Source organism: Treponema bryantii (assembly GCF_036492245.1).
Classification (GTDB): Bacteria; Spirochaetota; Spirochaetia; order Treponematales; family Treponemataceae; genus Treponema_D; species Treponema_D bryantii_C.
The window spans coordinates 2,274,436-2,292,435 of record NZ_AP025286.1; the positions used below are offsets into that span (position 1 = coordinate 2,274,436).

The window sequence follows — 18,000 nt, forward strand, 5'->3', positions numbered from 1 at the left end:
TTTCCTTAATTAACTGTCTTTTTTGAAACTACTTTATTTACAACTGTAAGCTCAAGGGTTGTTCCCTTTGGAACTGCATATGGTACGGTAACCATTCCACCCGGATGATTAAAGCTGAGAAGTGTATATGAATTACCCTCAGCAGGATAAGCTTCAATCTTCATTGGAACTGGATATGGATAATCTGCAACCTTTTCCTGATAGATACCATAAATGTTATCGTTATATTCACCAGAAGGAAGAGCCATTTCAACAGCAACACGAGTATAATTTGGAACAAACTCGTCATCGAATGCCTGCTGATCAACAACAGTTCCCGGCTTTTCATCATCGGAAGACTTGTGTGAAGTAATATCAAATACAAGCTTGCTTCTTGTAATAATCTGAAGAAGGTCGTTAACGCTCTGACCAATAAGGTAAGGAGCCTTAGTATTTTCGTAGTTAGGTCCACGGCTTACAACAAGCTGAACTGTAACAGGTTCAGAAATTTTTGTACCAGCAGGTGGATCCTGTTCGAGAATTGTTCCGGCATCAGATGCATCAGGTTTATACTCTGGTTCTGCAAGCACGATAAGAGGTTTAGTCTGTCCGGCAAACAAAGTCTGAAGCTTCATGCGAAGATCTTCAATATTCATACCGGTATATTCATCAACCTTATCAACAATTACACCACGGCTTACAACAAGAGAAACACGGCTGTAGCCTTTTACGATTGCACCTGCATCCGGAGACTGATCAAGAATAGTTCCTTCATCTCCAGGAAGGTCTGAATAACGCAGACTGATTTTTGGATAAAGTTCCTTTACCTGCATCTCCAGAAGTGCATCTTCAAGATTCTTTCCTACAACATTTGGAACAAGAACCTTTTCCGGGCCTTTTACATTTATAAAGAAAATAGCAAATGCTGCAAAACACATAAGTGCAAATGCACAAAGACAGATTCCAAGAAAAGCCGGAATACTTGTCTGAAATTTATCATAAGACTCAGAAAACTTTATGCTTATATGCGGCTTCTTTTTGAATATATTCTTGATTTTAGAAGATTTAGATTCATTTTCGTAATCTTTGTTGTCGTCCATAATTTCCTCTATATATTAAACCAGCACGGTACCGATAAAGTTTCTAGCACCGTTCATAAAACTTTTATAATCCATAGCGTTTTTACCCTGACGCTGCAGTTTCTTTACAGCAAGGATTCCATCGCCTGTTTTTATTAGAATACCGTCCCTCTTGGAAAATTCCAAGACAGTACCGGCAGTACCTTCAAATGTTCCGGAAAATACACTAGCCTCAAGAATTCTCAAAGGTAAGCCATTTTCCATACACCAGCAGCCTGGCTCAGGATAGTAAGCACGGATTTTTGCTTCAATAACTTCCGCACTTTCATTCCAGTTTATACGGCCATCTTCTTTTGTAATAATTCCAGTATAAGAAGCTTCTCCAGACTGGGGACGTCCCTCAGGGAGTTTGCCTTCTGAATTACATTTTTTGATTACTTCAAGAATTAGTTTTGCACCTTCCTCTGCACTGTAATTCAAAAGTGATTCACCAGTTTCTGTTCCATTGAGTTCTACTACAGTCTGCTCAAGAATATCACCCTCGTCCATTTTCAAACCGAGAGTCTGAATTGTAACGGCAGTCTGTTTATCGCGATTCAATATAGCTGCAGGAACAGGGGTACAGCCACGATATTTAGGCAGTAAAGAAGGATGAAGATTTATACCACCGAACGGAAAAAGCTCCAGAAACTTAGGTCCAAAGATATGTCCGTAAGCAAAGCAGACAAGAAGATCTGCCTTAAGCGGACGTACAGCATCGCGTGCCTCTCCATCAAGATGAGCAGGAGTAAGAACAGGAATTCCCTGAGACTCAGCAAAAGCCGCAACCGGAGTTGGAATCAGATCCTTATGACGGCCCTTTGCTGTAGGTGGATTTGAAAGTACACCTGCAATTTCAAAGCCGATTTCGCTTTTTGCGCCATTGAGAATCTCAAGTGTTTTCTTTGCCGTTTCCGGACTTCCTGCAAATAAAATCCTGATCATTCGTTTTGCCTTACGTTATTTATTTTGCTTTTTTTGCTTCTTTTGCAGCAAGTTTTGCTGCAATCTTGCGGGCCTTAGATTCCTTTTCGCGGGCTTTTTCAGCAGCACGTTCTGCACGCTTTTTGAACTGAGCTTCAGTCTTTTCTGCAAAAGCCTTATCACCACGGTCAATGTAAAGAATACCGTCAAGGTGATCATATTCATGCTGAATGATGCGGGCAAGAAGTCCGTCTGCATCAAGAGTAAACGGACGTCCCTTTTCATTCAAAGCCTGAACAGTTACACGAACAGGACGTGTGATTGATTCGTAAACCTGTGGAATACTCAGACAGCCCTCTTCATAATCTGCAACCTCTTCAGAAGTTTTGATAATCTGAGGATTAATGAAAACGCGTTTTACATCATCATCAGCCATAGCAACAAACATTCTGATGCTCTTACCAATCTGAGGAGCTGCAAGTCCAACACCATCAGCATCAACCATAGTCTCAAGCATGTCGTTTGCAAGCTGTCTGATTTCGTCATTTACTTCAACAACAGGTTCTGCCTTCTGACGAAGAACCTCTTCACCAAGCTTTGTTATATTTAAAATCATTTTTCACCTCTGATACGTGCAGCACGTGCGTGTCCTGCAAGACCTTCAGAATCTCCAAGATAGCCAGCTGCAGCTGTAGACTTAAGAGTTCCAGGCTTACCCTTTTCAGCTCTGAGAGTTGTTACAGTCTTAAGGAACATTCTTACGCTGAGTCCGCCTGTGTAGTGAGCTGCTCCAGAAGTTGGAAGTGTGTGGTTCAATCCACCTGCATAATCACCAAGAACTTCTGCAGAATAGTGACCTACAAACAGAGAACCGTAATTATGAACAGCCTTTTCAATCTTATCTCGAACAGCGCCCTTATCCATTGCAAGCTCAAGGTGTTCTGGAGCTTTCATGTTTGCAATTTCAACAGCATCTTCTATTTTATCAACAATTATAATTTTTCCGTAAGTATCAATACTCTGGCGGGCAATTGCCTTAGTTGTAAGAGTTTCAAGTTGATTTTCAATAGACTCACTTACCTTAGAAGCAAAATCCATATCATCTGTAACAAGAACAGGCTGTGCAACAATATCGTGTTCAGCCTGTGCAAGAAGGTCAGCTGCTACCCATTCAGGATTAGCAGACTTATCAGCAATAATCATAACTTCTGTAGGACCAGCCATAAAGTCAATTCCAACTGCGCCAAAAACAGAAGCCTTTGCAGCAGCAACAAATTTATTACCAGGTCCAACAATTACATCAACCTTAGGAATGCTTTCTGTACCAAAAGCCATGGCACCGATAGCCTGAGAACCACCAACTGCATAAAGGTGATTTACACCACAGATATAAGCAGCGGCCATAATTCCTTCATCTGCATAAGGCTTCCCGCCAACATATGCTTTACCAGGAATTCCGCTTCCAGTCTTTCCGGCAGCAACCTTGTCATCCGGGTGAACGCGTGGAGGTGTACACATAATTACGTTTGGAACACCGGCAGCAACAGCAGGAGTAACAGTCATAATTACTGTTGAAACCAGAGGGAAACGTCCGGCAGGAACATAACAGCCCGCTGTATCAACAGGAATTGTTTTCTGACCTGTAAAAAGACCTGGCTCAAGTTCTTCTTCAAAATCCTTGAATGATTTTTTCTGAAGCTTTGCAAAGCGAAGTGCAAGGTCGTGTGAATATACAATAGCGTCGTAAACATCGCGCTTTTCAATTCTGAGTTTTTCAGCAGCAGCCTTAAGCTCCTCCTGAGGAACTTCAAAAGTACCAGGAACTGCAACATCAAACTTCTGACCATAAAGACGAAGTGCTGCATCTCCACGTTTTACAACCTCTTCAAGAACAGAGGTTACTACTTCATTTGTTTCACCGAAGGAACGGCCCTTAAAAAACTCAGGCTCTAAATCGTTATATTTTTGTATCTGTATCATACTAAGTAATCTCCTTTAAAGTCGGCAAGCAAAGCTTGCCTCTGAGCCATTCTTTCGATGAACCTAAACTGGCCCGCTGTCGCAACCCAGTTTTTAACGGTTCTTCGATTTTAGGCTTATTTCTCCTTGTGACGTCTGTCCAGCTCGTCGTAAACGTCCTTCCAGGTTACGCCTTCCTTGTACAACAGTACATTTACAAAATAGATGAGGTCTGCGGCTTCCCAGATTACCTCATCGCGGCCGTCTGCTTCACAAAGCTCTTCTGCTTCTTCTTCAACCTTTTCGCGTACACGCTTAGCATCAAGAGTAGCTGTGTAACTGCCAGGTTTTGGATTAGCAAAACGGTCTGCAATAATATTATAAAGTCTGCCCATGCTTGATTTTTCGCCAGGGTCAGTTGTAAAACAGGTCCAGCTTCCGGTATGGCAGGAAGGTCCTGTAGGAAGTACAGTTGCAAGAATACAGTCGCGGTCACAATCAGCACGCATGCGAACCAACTGAAGGAAATTTCCGCTTGTGTCACCCTTAGTCCAGAGTTCGTTACGAGAACGGCTCCAGAAGGTAAGCTTACCGCATTCAAAACTCTTACGGATTGCTTCTTCATTTGCATAAGCCTGCATAAGAACGTCACCGTTTACACTCTGAGCAATTACAGGAATGAGAGGTGTCTTTTCAAAATCAAGACAGGCAACAAAAGAATCTGTAAGATTGACTTTATTTGTATAAAGAGCCATACCAAGCTGTACATCACAATGAAGTTTTTCAAGCTCTTTGATTTCTTCAACAGAAGAGATTCCACCGGCAGCTACTACGCGGCAATGGACTGCGCTACGGAGTTCACGAACATAATCCATGTTTGTTCCCTGCATGCAGCCTTCTTTTTCTACACAAGTAAAAAGAAGTTCAGAACAGAACTTTTCGGCCTGTTTTGCACCTTCAATCAAAGGAATATCAACAGTTTCGGTCCAGCCCTTTACGGCAATCTTACCGTTTATTGCATCTACAGAAATGATGATTCTATCTTTTCCGATTGCAGCTGCAAGTTCGTTCAAAAAGTCTTCATTCAAAACTGACTCGCCAGGCTGAGGATTAGTTTTCCATGCGCTTGAACCGATAATAACTTTTTCTGCACCAAGACTGATGAGCTCACGTGCGCGTTTAACTGTGCGGATTCCACCGCCGGTACGAACGTTTCCATGATGGAGAAGTGATTTTAAAAGCGGGGTATTAACAGTATTACCCTTTGCATCAACATTTCCTAAAGCTGCATCCAAATCAATAACTGCAACTTCGCCATACATGTCAAACTGGCTGATAAGTGCGTCAGCGTCATCACGCTGCAAAACCAGTTCCTTGCCGTTCTTAAGCTGAACGACATGTCCGTTTTTCAAATCAATAGAAGCTATTACCATATTGGGCATTTTAGCAAATTTTCAGACTTTATACAAACAAATAATATATAGAAGATATATGTTAAAGATTGGCGCTAAAAAAAAGACTGCCGGGAAAGGAGGAAAACGGCAGTCTTTAATTCTGGAGGTATTTGCATCAATTAGTATTGCTTTGGTGTTCACTAATATAACCACTCCGCCCCAAAGGAAGTTACAGAAATTATAAAAATATTTCTTTTTTTATTTGTTTTTTCGCGCCGTTATGATAGTATTACTATCATGAGTAAGGTAGAAATAAAAGACAGATTTTATGTAAATGGAGAGCCACTCCAGATTCTTTCAGGTGCAATTCATTATTTCCGCGTAGTACCAGAATACTGGCGGGACCGTCTGGAAAAACTCAAGAATATGGGCTGTAATACAGTTGAAACTTATATCCCATGGAATTTTCATGAGCCAAAGAAAGGTGTTTTTGAATGGAATGGCATTCATGATTTCTGTAAGTTCATTGAGATTGCTCAGGAACTCGGCCTTTATCTTATTATTCGCCCTTCCCCTTATATCTGTGCAGAATGGGAATGGGGCGGCCTTCCTTCATGGCTTTTAGCTGAACCAGGGATGAAACTCCGCTGTTCGTATGAACCTTACCTTAAGCATATTACAGATTACTATAATCAGCTGATTCCAAAGCTTGTTCCATATCAGATTGATAATGGCGGGAAAATCATTCTTATTCAGGTTGAAAATGAATACGGTTATTATGGTGATGATACTGCTTATCTTCAGTATCTTGCAGACCTTATGAGAAAACTTGGAATTACAGTGCCTTTTGTTACTTCTGATGGTCCGTGGTTCAAAAATATTTTTACCGCAGGCCAGCTCGAGGGCGCCTTGCCAACCGGAAACTTTGGATCTGGCTGTGAGTGGCAGTTCAAGAATATGAAAAAAATGATGCCGGAAAATCTACCGCTTATGAATATGGAATTCTGGGCAGGCTGGTTTGATGCATGGGGAAACAAAAAGAAAAAAGCCTCAAAATTGCCAATTAACAAGCTCGATTATGATTACGTTGTAAAAAACGGCCATAACATAAACATTTACATGTTCCATGGCGGCACAAATTTCGGCTTTATGAACGGCTCAAATTATTACGGTAAACTCACACCAGATACTACTTCTTATGATTATGATGCACCACTAAGCGAAGACGGAAAGCTGACAAAAAAATATTTTGCCTTCCGTAACATCATAAAGAACCGAAAAGGAGATGCAGCCGTACCAGATATTAACTTCTCAACAAAAATTGAAAGCCGCGCCTTCGGTAAAATCAGCTGGACAGAAAAAGCAGATTTATTTGAAAACCTCGACCATATCTCCAGCCCGCTTCACTCAATCTGCCCTCTTTCCATGGAAGAAGCAGGCCAATCCACCGGCTATATTTTATACCGCACAAAAATGAAAGATGATGTTGCCGCAAAGGAACTGATTTTCAAAAAGTGCGCAGACCGTGTTCACGCCTTTGCAAACGGAAAGAAGGTATTTACAGCTTTTGACAAAGAGATTTGCAGCGAACAGAAAGGCCACTGGCCGCTGACTTTTAAAGAAGGCAAAAACTGGAAAATAACCAGCGAACCAGGCGCACAGCTGGACTTCCTTGTAGAAAACATGGGCCGCGTAAATTTCGGTCATAAACTCGAAGAACAGAAAAAAGGCATTTATGAAGAAGTTCTGATTAACACACACTGCCACTATAACTGGGATATCTTTACCCTGCCTTTAGACGAAGCGCAGATGACAGAGCTTAAGAATAAAGGAAAGTGGACAACAAGTTCAGACAGTGCCGCAGCTCAGCATCCGGAAAATCCCGCTTTCTTCCGCTTCAACTTTGACCTCTCCCTCACCGACAGCGTTTATTCAGACACCTATCTTGATTTTGCAGGCTGGGGAAAAGGCTGCGTATTCGTAAACGGCTTTAATATCGGCCGCTTCTGGGAAATCGGACCGCAGAAAAACCTTTATATTCCAGGCCCACTCCTCAAAAACGGTAAAAATGAAATCATCATTTTTGAAACAGAAGGAAAACGAAACAACTCAATTACACTTTGCGATAAAATGAAATGGATAAAATAAAACACTGCTATTATTGCCGTGCTTGACACGGCAAACTATATTTGCACAATTATTGAAGATATGAGACTTATATTTATCCGCCACGGCGATCCTGATTACATACATGATGACCTTACAGAAAAAGGAAAACGCGAAGTTGCACTGCTTACAAAACGCGTATGCTCCTGGAAAAACATTACAGCTTTTTACCAGTCTCCATTAGGACGCGCAAAAGCAACAGCCGCACCAAGCCTTAAAGCCCTTAAACGAAAAGCAAAGACCTGTTCATGGCTTCAGGAATTCAAATATAAAACACGCATGACAGAAAACTATCCGAATAAAAAATGGGTAGGAAAAGATGTTATGTGCTGGGATCTGCTTCCGGAGTTTTTTACTTCTGATAAAGACTTTTTCGATAAAGACCACTGGTATGATTCAAAATTCATGAAAAGCGGAAATATCGAAAAATACTACAAAGAAGTCTGCGATGGAATAGACGGCATTTTAGCTGAATACGGCTACACCCGAAACAATAAAAACTTTTATGATGTAGCAAAACCAGTTCCAAACCATAACTGGCACGAACCGATAGAACGATACCACTTAACCTCTGTAAAAGATGATTACCCTGAAGAGCCAACACTCGTTTTCTTCTGTCATCTTGGAGTAATGTTTACAATAATTGCACACCTTACCGGACTTTCTCCAATGCAATTGTGGCAGGGCTTTTATGTTGCCCCTACTTCAATCACAATCTTGAACAGCGAAGAAAGACTTGCAGGTCAGGCCTGGTTCCGCGTTGAAAGACTTGGTGATACAAATCATCTTACAAATGGTGGTGAACCAATAAGTTCCAGCGGTTATTTCGCAGAAGTTTTCAGAGAATAGCCTTTCTTTTTTACTTAAATTATTTTATAATTTAAGTTATGGCACAAAAGAAGAAAGTTCGTTTATCAGACATTGCAGAAAAGCTTAACACAAGTACCGTTACCGTTTCCAAAGCTCTCGCCGATAAAGAAGGCGTTGGCGATGAACTCAGACAGCAGATCAAAGATATCGCAGAAAGAATGGGATATCAGATAAAGAAAACCGCTGCAACAGCAAGCAGAACATCAGCAGCAGGTACCGGCAACATCGGAATCCTTATTCCTTCCCGTTTCTTCTCGCCAAATGTTTCCTATTACTGGCATATTTTCAATACACTTTCAACAGAACTTTTGAGCCGCGGATACTACAGTATAATGGAGCTGCTCACAAACGAAGATGAACAAGCCAATAAACTGCCACGAATGATTCAGGATAATAAAGTTGATGGACTTATAATTTTAGGCCAGACCAGCGACAGTTTTCTCGAAGCTCTGAATAATGAATATCAGAACTTTATACTTTTTGATTTTTATTCAACAAAGCTTCCATTTGACAGCATTTCAAACGACAATTACTTCTGCTCTTATATGATGACAGATTACGTAATTTCTCAGGGCCATAAAAAAATCAGATTCGTAGGAAACTTTGGAGCAACAACTTCAATTTCCGATCGTTTCATGGGCTTCCAAAAATCAATGCTGGAAAATCACTTACCCTGCTCTGCAGAAGACATCATAAACGACCGCGATGAAAATGGCACTCTTATAAAAATAAATCTTCCACCTGCTAAAAGCATGCCTACAGCCTTTATCTGCAACTGCGATGAAACAGCCGCTAATCTCATTCTTCTCCTTGAAGAAAAAGGCTATAAAGTTCCGCAGGATATTTCCGTAACAGGCTTCGATAACTATCTGCCGCAAAAGAAAACACCCGTAGAACTTACCACAGTTTATATAAAGCCGGAAGATTCAACAAAAATTGCAGCCGAACTGATAATCAGCAAAATTACAGGACAACCATATATAAAAGGCCGCCATCTCGTAAGCGGCAGCCTTGTTATAAGAAATTCCGTTAATTCAATCCGCGGATAAAATCAACAATCCGCTGAGCAGCCTTTTTATGAGTAATCGGCCCCGGATGTCCGCGTGAACCTTTATCTTCATCGCACTTTTCCAGAGCATCTATACTTTCCAGCTCAAGAGTATAAACAGCCTTGTCTCCACTTTCAGACTTATATTCTTCAACACCCTTAGAAATTAAAGCCGGAACAATATCAAGCGAAAGCATACCCCAGGTCCAGATGATTTTAGCACGAGGATTATTCTGTCTGATTTCCCCAAGGAAGCGTTTTACTTCAGACACAAGTGCAATTCCTGCAACCCCTTCTATTCCCTTACCATCATCATGAACCTTAAAACCTAAATTATCATTACTACCAAGATTCAACACAACATAATCAGAACCGCCTTCAAAATCCAGAACATTACAAGTTCCACTAGCCTTCTGAGCATCACCGCCAAGAACACCACAAACCTGTTTGTAGTAAAGTGGAATACGGGAATTAACATCTCCATCCCAGCCCCAGCAGATACCCCAGCCACTCTCACTTATACTCATCCAGTCTGCATCAAGCATTTTAGCCGTCTGCACCGCATAAGTTTTACTTCCGCAGAACCACTGAGTAATCCAGTCCATTTCATCAGGCTTCCCTGCAAGCCCTTCACCAGAAGTAATACTGTCACCAATAAATTCAATTTTACAGCTGTGAGGCTTTGGAGCAACAAAAACACCATTATCATCAAGAGAAACAGAGCTGATTTTTAAAGAGTGTTTATTATCCCCAGGCATAGGCTGAGTATCTTTTAAGATAGAAATAGTATTTTCTTTTTCAGGATCCAGATTATGAGCAAGACAAATAAGAGAAGGTTCCTTTGGAGCCGCAAAACGCGCAATCTGATAACCGTTTACTTCAACAGCAAGCCAGATTTCATGAAAGTCATAATCACTGGAAATCTCAGCCCAAACTTCACGAGCCTTTACACAAAGCTCAAGCGCAGAACCAGCCCAGAAAAGCTGAACCGAACCATCAGCACAAACACCGCCGGGAACATTACGTCCCTGAACACGCATATTTTTAATTTCATTCATTAAATAGTTTTTCATACCGCGATTATAACACAGTCTTTTATAATTTCAAAACTATTTTTTTACTTAATTTAACTATATTTTTAACCTAATATATTTTACCTAATATTACTTAATTTTCTTGACAATTTAAGTTTCCAGCGTTAAATTAAAATCATAAAACAGACCGCAAAGACGGCCTTACACAGGAGTTTCATATGGCAAAAATCATCAGTGGCGGAAATCTGCCAAACATTCCATGGCAGGATAAACCAAAAGACAGCTGGCTTCCAATCTGGCGTTATGACGCAAACCCGGTTATCGGAAGAAATCCATTCCCAGGCATGGCACGTATTTTCAATTCAGCAGTAATTCCATGGGAAGGAAAATTTAAGGGCGTTTTCCGCTCAGAAGATCCGACAGGAAATCCATTCCTCTACCTCGGCGATTCAGAAGACGGTATCCACTGGGAATTCCAGCGTGAAAAAATTCACATGCACGATCCAGATGGAACTCCACATGATCCATACTACGCTTATGATCCACGCTGTGTAAAAGTTGATGATACTTATTACATCATGTGGTGTGGTGATTTTGACGGTGCATCAATTGGTGTTGCAAGCACAAAAGACTTTAAGGATTTTACACGACTCGAAAATCCATTCCTTCCATTCAACCGCAACGCTGTTTTGTTCCCTAAGAAAATCGACGGCAAATTTGCAATGCTTTCACGTCCTTCAGATTCAGGACACACACCATTCGGCGATATCCTCCTTTCTTACTCTCCGGACATGAAGTATTGGGGCGAGCACAGACTCGTAATGCAGAAAGGCGGCGGAGCATGGTGGGAAGGCCTTAAGATTGGTGCAGGTCCAGCTCCTATTGAAACTGATGAAGGATGGCTTTTGTTCTTCCACGGAGTCTGCCAGACTTGTAACGGTTACGTTTATTCTTTCTCAGCAGCAATTCTCGATCATGACAAGCCATCAATCGTAAAATACCGCTGTAAGAATTACATGCTCACACCAGAACTTCCATACGAAACAACTGGCTTTGTAGACAACGTATGTTTCCCGGTAGCAGCCCTCACAGACCAGGCAACAGGCCGCATCGCAATCTACTACGGTTGTGCCGACACAGTTGTAGGCCTCTGCTTCACAACAGTAGACGAAGCCGTTAAATACGTAAAAGAACACAACGAACTTAACGGTCTCGACAAAGACGAAGGTCGTTTCTAAAGCATAAAGGAGGGGAAAGCATTCCCCTCGCCCGCACTTCGTTGCGGGCTACCCCTTCTAACGGGGGCTGCCGCCCCCGTAACACCCCCGCTACATACAATTTTGATAGAGAATTATTCATCCTAAAACAATAAGTCATGTTATAATAATAAACATGAAAAACTACGTTAATTGGGCAATTCTTGCCCCAGGTCGCATTGCCAACAGTATGGCAACTGCAATGAATGGAATCAAAGACGGAAAATTACCAGGCATCAGCGGAGATAAAATCCATCTCTATGCCGTTGCAAGCCGTAATCTTGAACGCGCAAAAGAGTTTGCAGATAAATGGCATTTCGAAAAAGCATATGGAAGTTACGAAGAGCTTTACAAGGATCCGGAGGTTGATGCAGTTTATATTGCAAATCCTCATGCCTTTCACCTGGACTCTGTACTTGGCTGTCTGAATGGCGGTAAGCATGTACTTTGCGAAAAACCGGCCGGCTGTTCCCGTAATCAGCTTGATAAAATGACTTCACTCGCCCGCGAAAAAAATCTCTTTTTTATGGAAGCAATGTGGACAGCATTCAATCCATGTATCAGAGAAATCAAAAAAGAAATTGCAGCCGGAACAATCGGTAACATCATAAATATAGATTCGCGTTTCTGTAACAGAAATCCTTATGACCCGGATGATAGAAATTATGACCCGAGACAGGCCGGCGGTGCCCTGCTCGACCTTGGAATCTACAACATCTACTTTGCTATGATGCTGGCAGACTTCTCTCCAATTACAGCAGAAAGTTCTGCAGTCCGCATGCTTAAGGGTGTAGATGCATGGAACAGTGTAAATCTCACCTTTGAAAACGGCATCGTAACAAGTTTCCAGGATGCAATGGATGTTCCTTCAACAACAGGTACACATGATGCAGTTATCTATGGAACAAAGGGCTTCATTACCGTAGAAAACTTTTTCTGTACTCAGAAGGCAGATGTTCATGTTTACAAAAATATCTGGGGAAGCGATAATGAAGTTGTCCGCGAAATCAGGGAGCCATTTGCCGTAAATGGATACGAGTACGAATGCGCTCATGCAACGGAATTTATTCTCAGCGGCCGCACTGAATCTGATGTCCACACCTTCAAGAAATCAGAAGATTTGATTGATATGATGGACACTCTCAGAAAAGACTGGAATTTTAAATATCCTTTTGAAGATTAGGAGAAAAAAAGTGAATTACAAAATCACCGGTGACGAAAACATCACCTTTAACAACAATGCTTTTTACTGTATCGGCACCGGCCGTATGGGTCTTGCGCTCCAGAAACAGTATTATGAACAGCTTAAGTTTGTGCAGGAAAAAATCGGCTTTGAACATATCCGCGGTCACGGACTTTTCCACAACGACATGGCAATTTACCGTGAATTCCAGCCGGGCGTTCCGGAATTTGGACCACACGCCTGGGAAGGCCGCGACGAGAAAAAAGTTCAGGTAGAATATAACTGGACCTACCTTGATATGGTAATGGATTCCTATAAGGAACTCCACATCAAACCGTTTATTGAACTGGGCTTTATGCCAAAACAGCTGGCAAGCGGAGATAACACAATCTTCTACTGGAAGGGAAATACAACACCTCCAAATAATTATGACCGCTGGGCAAATCTTATAAAGGCTACCCTTCAGCATCTTATGGACCGTTATGGAACAGAAGAAGTTGTTACATGGCCGGTTGAAGTATGGAATGAACCAAATCTTCCGGGCTTCTGGAAAGACGCAAACATGGAAGAATATTTTAAGCTTTATGATGTTTCTTCACGCGCAGTAAAAGAAGTTGATAAACGTTTTAAAGTTGGTGGTCCTGCAGTTTGCGGCGGAACAGACAAGGAATGGATAAAAGCTTTCCTCGAGTTTGTCCGCAAGAATAAGTGCCCTCTCGACTTTGTAAGCCGTCACCACTACACCACCGAGTTCCCTAACTATGACGGTCACTACGGTTACCCGAAACTTCACCCTAAAACAAAGTGTTTTGAACAGCTTGATTCAACCCGCGGAATTGTAGATTCCTTTAAGGAATTTAAAGGAATGGATATAAATGTAACAGAGTTTAATACATCATATATTCCAAATGCACCGCTTCACGACATGAATCTGAATGCAGCATACATTGCACTCATGCTTTCTACCTTTGGCGACAATCATAAATCATATTCATACTGGACCTTCGGCGATATTTTTGAAGAAGGAGGAGTTCCATACACCCCATTCCACGGAGGCTTTGGACTTGTTGCAAACGGACTTATTCCAAAACCAACATTCTGGACTTTTGCATTCTATAAAAAGCTTACAAAGGGCTATGAAAAATGTGTTCTGAAAACTCCTGAATGTATCGTTACAAAATGCAAAGACGGAAGTTTCAGAGGAATTGCATGGAATATTGATGACAAGCTCAGCGGTAAGGAAATCACTCTTAATCTTACACTTCCTATGGAAACAAAAGAAAATGTTCTCATTACAGAACTGGTAGATGAAGAAGTCTGCAACCCGCTTAAAGTCTGGCACGATATGGGAGAACCTGCTAATCCAAGTCAGGATGAACTGGAACTTCTGCGTACAAGTGCACAGCCGTTTGTAAAAACAGAGCGCTGCAAAAACAAAGTAAGCCTAAACCTCAAGGAAAACGCAGTCTGTTATTTTGAAATAAAGTCTGCCCCAATAAAGAGCGACCGCGGCTACACTTACGGAAGATTAAATTAGTAAGGAGGGGGAAGTCTCCCCCTCGTGCCTTTTAATTAAGGAGAACCTATGGAATACACATCCAACTCAGACAAAATCACACGAGACTTCTTTGACTCACTTCTGCTCGAAGCCCGCTATATCGATTCTGACTTACCTTCAACAAAACTTGAGCTATACGACCGCACCTTTGACACACCGATAATGACAGCTGCTCTTTCTCATCTCGGCAACACTGCAGAAAATGGAATGGTAAAATATGCACAGGCCGCAGCAAAGGCAAACGCCGTTCACTGGGTTGGCATGGGAGAAGATAAAGAGCTTGAAGAAATAACCGCAACCGGTGCAGCCACAATAAAAATCATAAAACCGCATGCAGATAATAAGGAAGTTTTCCGCAAAATCGAACATGCAAAAAAGGCCGGCTGTTTTGCAGTTGGTATGGATATTGATCACGCCTTCAACGGAAGCGGTGGCTACGACAATGTCCTCGGCCTTGATATGAAACCGAAGTCTACAGAAGAACTCCGCGACTTTGTTCAGGCCGCTGGCATTCCATTTATCGTAAAGGGCGTACTCAGCACAAAAGACGCAGAAAAATGCCTTAAAGCCGGCTGCAAGGGAATCCAGCTTTCTCACCATCACGGAATAATGCAGTACGCAGTTCCACCGCTCATGATGCTGTGCGAGATTCTTCAGGTAACCCGCGGAGAAATCCCGGTATTCATTGACTGTGGAATCGAAAGCGGAATGGACGTTTACAAATGCCTCGCCCTCGGAGCCACAGCCGTAAGCGTTGGCCGCCATCTCATGCCTCTTTTGAAGAAAGGTGCCGATGCAACAGCCGCACGCATTAAGGAAATGACAGGCGAACTCGCTACCACAATGGCAAGAACCGGCGTCCGAGACCTGAACAGCTTCGACCCGACAGTTATCCATCAGAGAAAATTCTAAACCACCATTATAAGGAGACTACCATGTACTTAGGCATATCCTCATCACTCGCCCACACCACTCCCGAAGACTGGGCTGCAAAACATAAATCCCTTGGTCTTAAAACCGTAAACTTTCCAGTAGACTGTACAGCCGGCGAAGAAAAAATTATGGCCTATAAAAATGCCGCCGACGCTGCAGGCCTCACAATCGCCGAAGTTGGAATCTGGCGCAACACACTTGCCGCTGACCTCTCAGAGCGCCAGCACTGGATAGACTATGCTGTAGAACAGCTTAAAATGGCAGACCGCATCGGAGCACGCTGCTGCGTAAATGTTGTGGGAACACCGTACGGTCCCCGCTGGGACGGCGGCTACCGCGAAAACTTCAGCGAAGAATTATGGACCATGGCAGTCCGTATGATTCAGGAAATAATAGACCGTGCAACCCCTACCAGAACAAAGTTCAGCATTGAATCCATGCCGTGGATGATTCCAAGTTCGCCCGACGAATACCTCCGTCTTATGGAAGAAGTAGACCGTCCAGCCTTTGGAGCCCACCTCGACGTAGTAAACATGATTACCAGCCCAGACCGATACTTTTTCAACGACCGCTTCCTCGAAGAATGCTTCACAAAACTAAAGGGCCGAATCTGCAGTTGTCACTTAAAGGATATAAATTTAAAACAGGAATACACCTTCCAGCTCGAAGAATGTGCCTGTGGAAAAGGAACACTGGATCTCGAGCTGTACGCCTGTCTTGCAAGCGCAGAAGATCCTCAGATGCCGATGATTATCGAACACCTCACCACCGACGAAGAATATCTTGAAAGCGTAAAATATGTAAGAGAAAGACTTGGCTGTTAGGCAACAACCACAACAAGAACCCGCCCGTGCTCAACACTAACCTCAGCAGTGTGGCCGGGCAGCACTTCATTACTAACCCCAAGCTGAAAATCTGAATTCAATCTGGCATTTTCAAGCGGATACTTGGCATTTTTTATTGAAACTCCACTCACATTTCCGGCAATTGTAAGCACAGAAAAATAAGAGCAGCCATCATCGATATAAAGAGGATTTTTACCTGCAACCTGCATGGTAGAATAATCATCAGCTAATACAGCATTTTTTCCAAGACCATCCAGATACAAAAGAATAGAAACATTTGCAAACGCATGATCAAAACGAGCGCCCATCGAACCAAGCAAAAGAAAATCATCAAAGCCTCGTTCAACCGCTAGTTTTACGGCATATAAAGTATCAGTATCATCTTTTTCGCGTGGAAGCTGGATAACCTCACAGCGATCCTGCCATTTTAATAAAACGTCAGAATTACACGAATCAAAGTCACCAACAATAAGATCTGGCTTAACACAAAGACCGTCCGCGTGCGCCAGCCCCCCATCGCAGAAAACAAAAAAATCGCCCTCGCGCAGTAAATCCCTGGCCCTCGCGTAGTCCCTTATCTCACCAGCCGAAATAACTACACAACGTCTCATACCCGACAGCACCACTCCCCGACTCATGACAAACTGCCAGTCAAGATATCCATCCAATGGCGAGAATCACGCTTTGAAATATCTAATCCAAACTGTTCCATAAATTTTTCAAGCGCCTTTCGTACAATATCAGCCGAATTAGTTCCATCAGTTACTTCAACTTCGATATATTTAAGACCGTTTACTTTTTCAAGTTCAAGATGAAAATTACAACCAGGCAGAACATTCGAGTGGCAGTAAACGCCATAGGCATCCTTGTTCTTTTCAAAAAACTGATGATAACCGGAAAACAAAAGAAGATCACGAACAACTTCAGGTTTTTCAACAAAAGTTTCATCCTCGCGGTTAAACTCAATTCCGTTTTCGATTGATTTGCGTTTTATACAAAAATAGGATTTTAGAGATGAGGTTTCTGAAATCTGTTCACTTCGAATACGAATTACCTGTGGCTCGCCGGCAGCCTTACTTTCAGCGCGGGTTTCATAACGCGAAAAATACGAATCAGCTTTAAGAATATGTTCCGGCTGTCCGAGCACTTCAACACCCTCAAGTGTCTCAGCCCCAGAAATCACAGAGAAAATTTTATCATACTGTTCATCCGAAAGTGGAATCTTAATCTCTATCTCACGTCCCATATCTAAGCCTTCTGCCCAGCCAAATAAATCCGTTTCAAATCCGCATAAAATTCCGGATATCTCTTTTCAATCAGAACCGGAACCCCACGGGTATCAAGGAAGCAGTGAGTACTCTTTCCAAGGAAAACAACTTCTCCCTCGCAGGTAAACTCATAAGAAAAAGTTAGTTTGGCAGCAGAAAGCTTTTCAATTCCAACCTCTACCTCAATAGTCTGCGGGAAAGTTGTAGACTTCTTGAACACGCCCTCAACCGACATTACAGGCGATGCCATTCCCTCTTCTTCAAGCTTAATGAAACTCCAGCCCAGCTGATCCAGAAAATCAACGCGGGCCTCTTCCATAAAGCGGATATAATTTGAATGATGGGTAATTCCCATCTTGTCTGTTTCGTAATAATTTATTTTATGCTTGTACTTTTCCATAGATACATTTTCGACAAAAATAAAGAAAATGTCAATGTCATTTTTATCCACTAAATTACTAGGCA

17 protein-coding genes are annotated in these 18,000 nt (G+C 42.3%); 8 read left to right on the plus strand and 9 right to left on the minus strand.

Annotated elements, in window-relative coordinates; genetic code table 11:
* Positions 1-5: 5 nt before the first annotated feature.
* From AABJ44_RS10100 to hisIE, 5 genes are all read right to left on the minus strand, one after another.
* A complete protein-coding gene (locus tag AABJ44_RS10100; RefSeq protein ID WP_338368888.1) occupies positions 6-1,079 on the minus strand; it encodes a PASTA domain-containing protein in 1,074 nt (357 codons plus the stop codon).
* 15 nt (positions 1,080-1,094) lie between these two features.
* The gene (fmt, locus tag AABJ44_RS10105; RefSeq protein ID WP_338368891.1) at positions 1,095-2,042 is read right to left on the minus strand and encodes a methionyl-tRNA formyltransferase; all 948 of its coding nucleotides are present in this window, start codon (positions 2,040-2,042) and stop codon (positions 1,095-1,097) included.
* Between the two features lie 19 nt (positions 2,043-2,061).
* The gene (gene def / locus AABJ44_RS10110) at positions 2,062-2,637 is read right to left on the minus strand and encodes a peptide deformylase (RefSeq protein ID WP_338368893.1); all 576 of its coding nucleotides are present in this window, start codon (positions 2,635-2,637) and stop codon (positions 2,062-2,064) included.
* Positions 2,634-4,001 (minus strand): histidinol dehydrogenase, encoded by a 1,368-nt coding sequence (gene hisD / locus AABJ44_RS10115; protein ID WP_074639920.1) that lies wholly within the window; start codon positions 3,999-4,001, stop codon positions 2,634-2,636. The genes def and hisD overlap by 4 nt, the downstream gene beginning before the upstream one ends.
* 116 nt (positions 4,002-4,117) lie before the next feature.
* Positions 4,118-5,413 (minus strand): bifunctional phosphoribosyl-AMP cyclohydrolase/phosphoribosyl-ATP diphosphatase HisIE, encoded by a 1,296-nt coding sequence (gene hisIE, locus AABJ44_RS10120; RefSeq protein WP_074639918.1) that lies wholly within the window; start codon positions 5,411-5,413, stop codon positions 4,118-4,120.
* A 258-nt stretch (positions 5,414-5,671) separates the two neighbouring features.
* Here hisIE and AABJ44_RS10125 point away from each other — a divergent pair, with 258 nt between their 5' ends.
* From AABJ44_RS10125 to AABJ44_RS10135, 3 genes are read left to right on the plus strand one after another with little or no spacing between them, the layout of a single operon-like run.
* Positions 5,672-7,522 (plus strand): glycoside hydrolase family 35 protein, encoded by a 1,851-nt coding sequence (locus AABJ44_RS10125; RefSeq protein ID WP_338368894.1) that lies wholly within the window; start codon positions 5,672-5,674, stop codon positions 7,520-7,522.
* A 60-nt stretch (positions 7,523-7,582) separates the two neighbouring features.
* Positions 7,583-8,389, plus strand: a complete 807-nt coding sequence (locus tag AABJ44_RS10130; protein WP_338368896.1) for a histidine phosphatase family protein — start codon at positions 7,583-7,585, stop codon at positions 8,387-8,389.
* A 38-nt stretch (positions 8,390-8,427) separates the two neighbouring features.
* Complete coding sequence (locus AABJ44_RS10135; protein WP_338368898.1) at positions 8,428-9,459, plus strand: LacI family DNA-binding transcriptional regulator; 1,032 nt, start codon at positions 8,428-8,430, stop codon at positions 9,457-9,459.
* Here AABJ44_RS10135 and AABJ44_RS10140 read toward each other — a convergent pair.
* Entirely contained in the window at positions 9,440-10,531 is a 1,092-nt protein-coding gene (locus AABJ44_RS10140) for an SGNH/GDSL hydrolase family protein (protein ID WP_338368900.1), read from the minus strand. The two genes, AABJ44_RS10135 and AABJ44_RS10140, sit on opposite strands and share 20 nt — an antisense overlap.
* Positions 10,532-10,710: 179 nt before the next feature.
* On the opposite strand from AABJ44_RS10140, the gene AABJ44_RS10145 reads away from it, so the two are divergent.
* From AABJ44_RS10145 to AABJ44_RS10165, 5 genes are all read left to right on the plus strand, one after another.
* Positions 10,711-11,730, plus strand: a complete 1,020-nt coding sequence (locus AABJ44_RS10145; RefSeq protein ID WP_074639908.1) for a glycoside hydrolase family 130 protein — start codon at positions 10,711-10,713, stop codon at positions 11,728-11,730.
* Between the two features lie 154 nt (positions 11,731-11,884).
* Positions 11,885-12,931, plus strand: coding sequence for a Gfo/Idh/MocA family protein (locus AABJ44_RS10150; RefSeq protein WP_338368902.1), 1,047 nt, complete (start codon positions 11,885-11,887; stop codon positions 12,929-12,931).
* A gap of 10 nt (positions 12,932-12,941) precedes the next feature.
* Positions 12,942-14,468: a GH39 family glycosyl hydrolase gene (locus tag AABJ44_RS10155; RefSeq protein WP_338368903.1), complete on the plus strand. Its 1,527-nt coding sequence runs from the start codon at positions 12,942-12,944 to the stop codon at positions 14,466-14,468.
* A 48-nt stretch (positions 14,469-14,516) separates the two neighbouring features.
* A complete protein-coding gene (locus tag AABJ44_RS10160) occupies positions 14,517-15,401 on the plus strand; it encodes an alpha-hydroxy acid oxidase (protein ID WP_338368904.1) in 885 nt (294 codons plus the stop codon).
* Positions 15,402-15,424: 23 nt separating this feature from the next.
* Positions 15,425-16,246, plus strand: a complete 822-nt coding sequence (locus AABJ44_RS10165; RefSeq protein ID WP_338368905.1) for a sugar phosphate isomerase/epimerase family protein — start codon at positions 15,425-15,427, stop codon at positions 16,244-16,246.
* On the opposite strand, the gene AABJ44_RS10170 is transcribed toward AABJ44_RS10165, so the two are convergent.
* Genes AABJ44_RS10170 through AABJ44_RS10180 form a run of 3 tightly spaced genes read right to left on the minus strand, consistent with a single transcriptional unit; the run spans position 16,243 to position 17,935 of the window.
* Positions 16,243-16,878 carry a thiamine diphosphokinase gene (locus AABJ44_RS10170; protein WP_338368907.1) on the minus strand — a complete coding sequence of 212 codons (636 nt, stop codon included), beginning with the start codon at positions 16,876-16,878 and terminating at the stop codon, positions 16,243-16,245. The two genes, AABJ44_RS10165 and AABJ44_RS10170, sit on opposite strands and share 4 nt — an antisense overlap.
* 23 nt (positions 16,879-16,901) lie before the next feature.
* Positions 16,902-17,513 (minus strand): hypothetical protein, encoded by a 612-nt coding sequence (locus tag AABJ44_RS10175; protein ID WP_338368909.1) that lies wholly within the window; start codon positions 17,511-17,513, stop codon positions 16,902-16,904.
* 2 nt (positions 17,514-17,515) lie between these two features.
* Complete coding sequence (locus tag AABJ44_RS10180; protein WP_074640870.1) at positions 17,516-17,935, minus strand: acyl-CoA thioesterase; 420 nt, start codon at positions 17,933-17,935, stop codon at positions 17,516-17,518.
* Between the last annotated feature and the right edge of the window lie 65 nt (positions 17,936-18,000).

Excerpts from the sequence above, each read along its gene's own strand:
- AABJ44_RS10100 (WP_338368888.1), bottom strand. The coding sequence starts at position 1,079 with ATGGACGACAACAAAGATTACGAAAATGAATCTAAATCTTCTAAAATC.
- fmt (WP_338368891.1), bottom strand. The coding sequence starts at position 2,042 with ATGATCAGGATTTTATTTGCAGGAAGTCCGGAAACGGCAAAGAAAACA.
- def (WP_338368893.1), bottom strand. The coding sequence starts at position 2,637 with ATGATTTTAAATATAACAAAGCTTGGTGAAGAGGTTCTTCGTCAGAAG.
- hisD (WP_074639920.1), bottom strand. The coding sequence starts at position 4,001 with ATGATACAGATACAAAAATATAACGATTTAGAGCCTGAGTTTTTTAAG.
- hisIE (WP_074639918.1), bottom strand. The coding sequence starts at position 5,413 with ATGGTAATAGCTTCTATTGATTTGAAAAACGGACATGTCGTTCAGCTT.
- AABJ44_RS10125 (WP_338368894.1), top strand. The coding sequence starts at position 5,672 with ATGAGTAAGGTAGAAATAAAAGACAGATTTTATGTAAATGGAGAGCCA.
- AABJ44_RS10130 (WP_338368896.1), top strand. The coding sequence starts at position 7,583 with ATGAGACTTATATTTATCCGCCACGGCGATCCTGATTACATACATGAT.
- AABJ44_RS10135 (WP_338368898.1), top strand. The coding sequence starts at position 8,428 with ATGGCACAAAAGAAGAAAGTTCGTTTATCAGACATTGCAGAAAAGCTT.
- AABJ44_RS10140 (WP_338368900.1), bottom strand. The coding sequence starts at position 10,531 with ATGAAAAACTATTTAATGAATGAAATTAAAAATATGCGTGTTCAGGGA.
- AABJ44_RS10145 (WP_074639908.1), top strand. The coding sequence starts at position 10,711 with ATGGCAAAAATCATCAGTGGCGGAAATCTGCCAAACATTCCATGGCAG.
- AABJ44_RS10150 (WP_338368902.1), top strand. The coding sequence starts at position 11,885 with ATGAAAAACTACGTTAATTGGGCAATTCTTGCCCCAGGTCGCATTGCC.
- AABJ44_RS10160 (WP_338368904.1), top strand. The coding sequence starts at position 14,517 with ATGGAATACACATCCAACTCAGACAAAATCACACGAGACTTCTTTGAC.
- AABJ44_RS10165 (WP_338368905.1), top strand. The coding sequence starts at position 15,425 with ATGTACTTAGGCATATCCTCATCACTCGCCCACACCACTCCCGAAGAC.
- AABJ44_RS10170 (WP_338368907.1), bottom strand. The coding sequence starts at position 16,878 with ATGAGACGTTGTGTAGTTATTTCGGCTGGTGAGATAAGGGACTACGCG.
- AABJ44_RS10175 (WP_338368909.1), bottom strand. The coding sequence starts at position 17,513 with ATGGGACGTGAGATAGAGATTAAGATTCCACTTTCGGATGAACAGTAT.
- AABJ44_RS10180 (WP_074640870.1), bottom strand. The coding sequence starts at position 17,935 with ATGGAAAAGTACAAGCATAAAATAAATTATTACGAAACAGACAAGATG.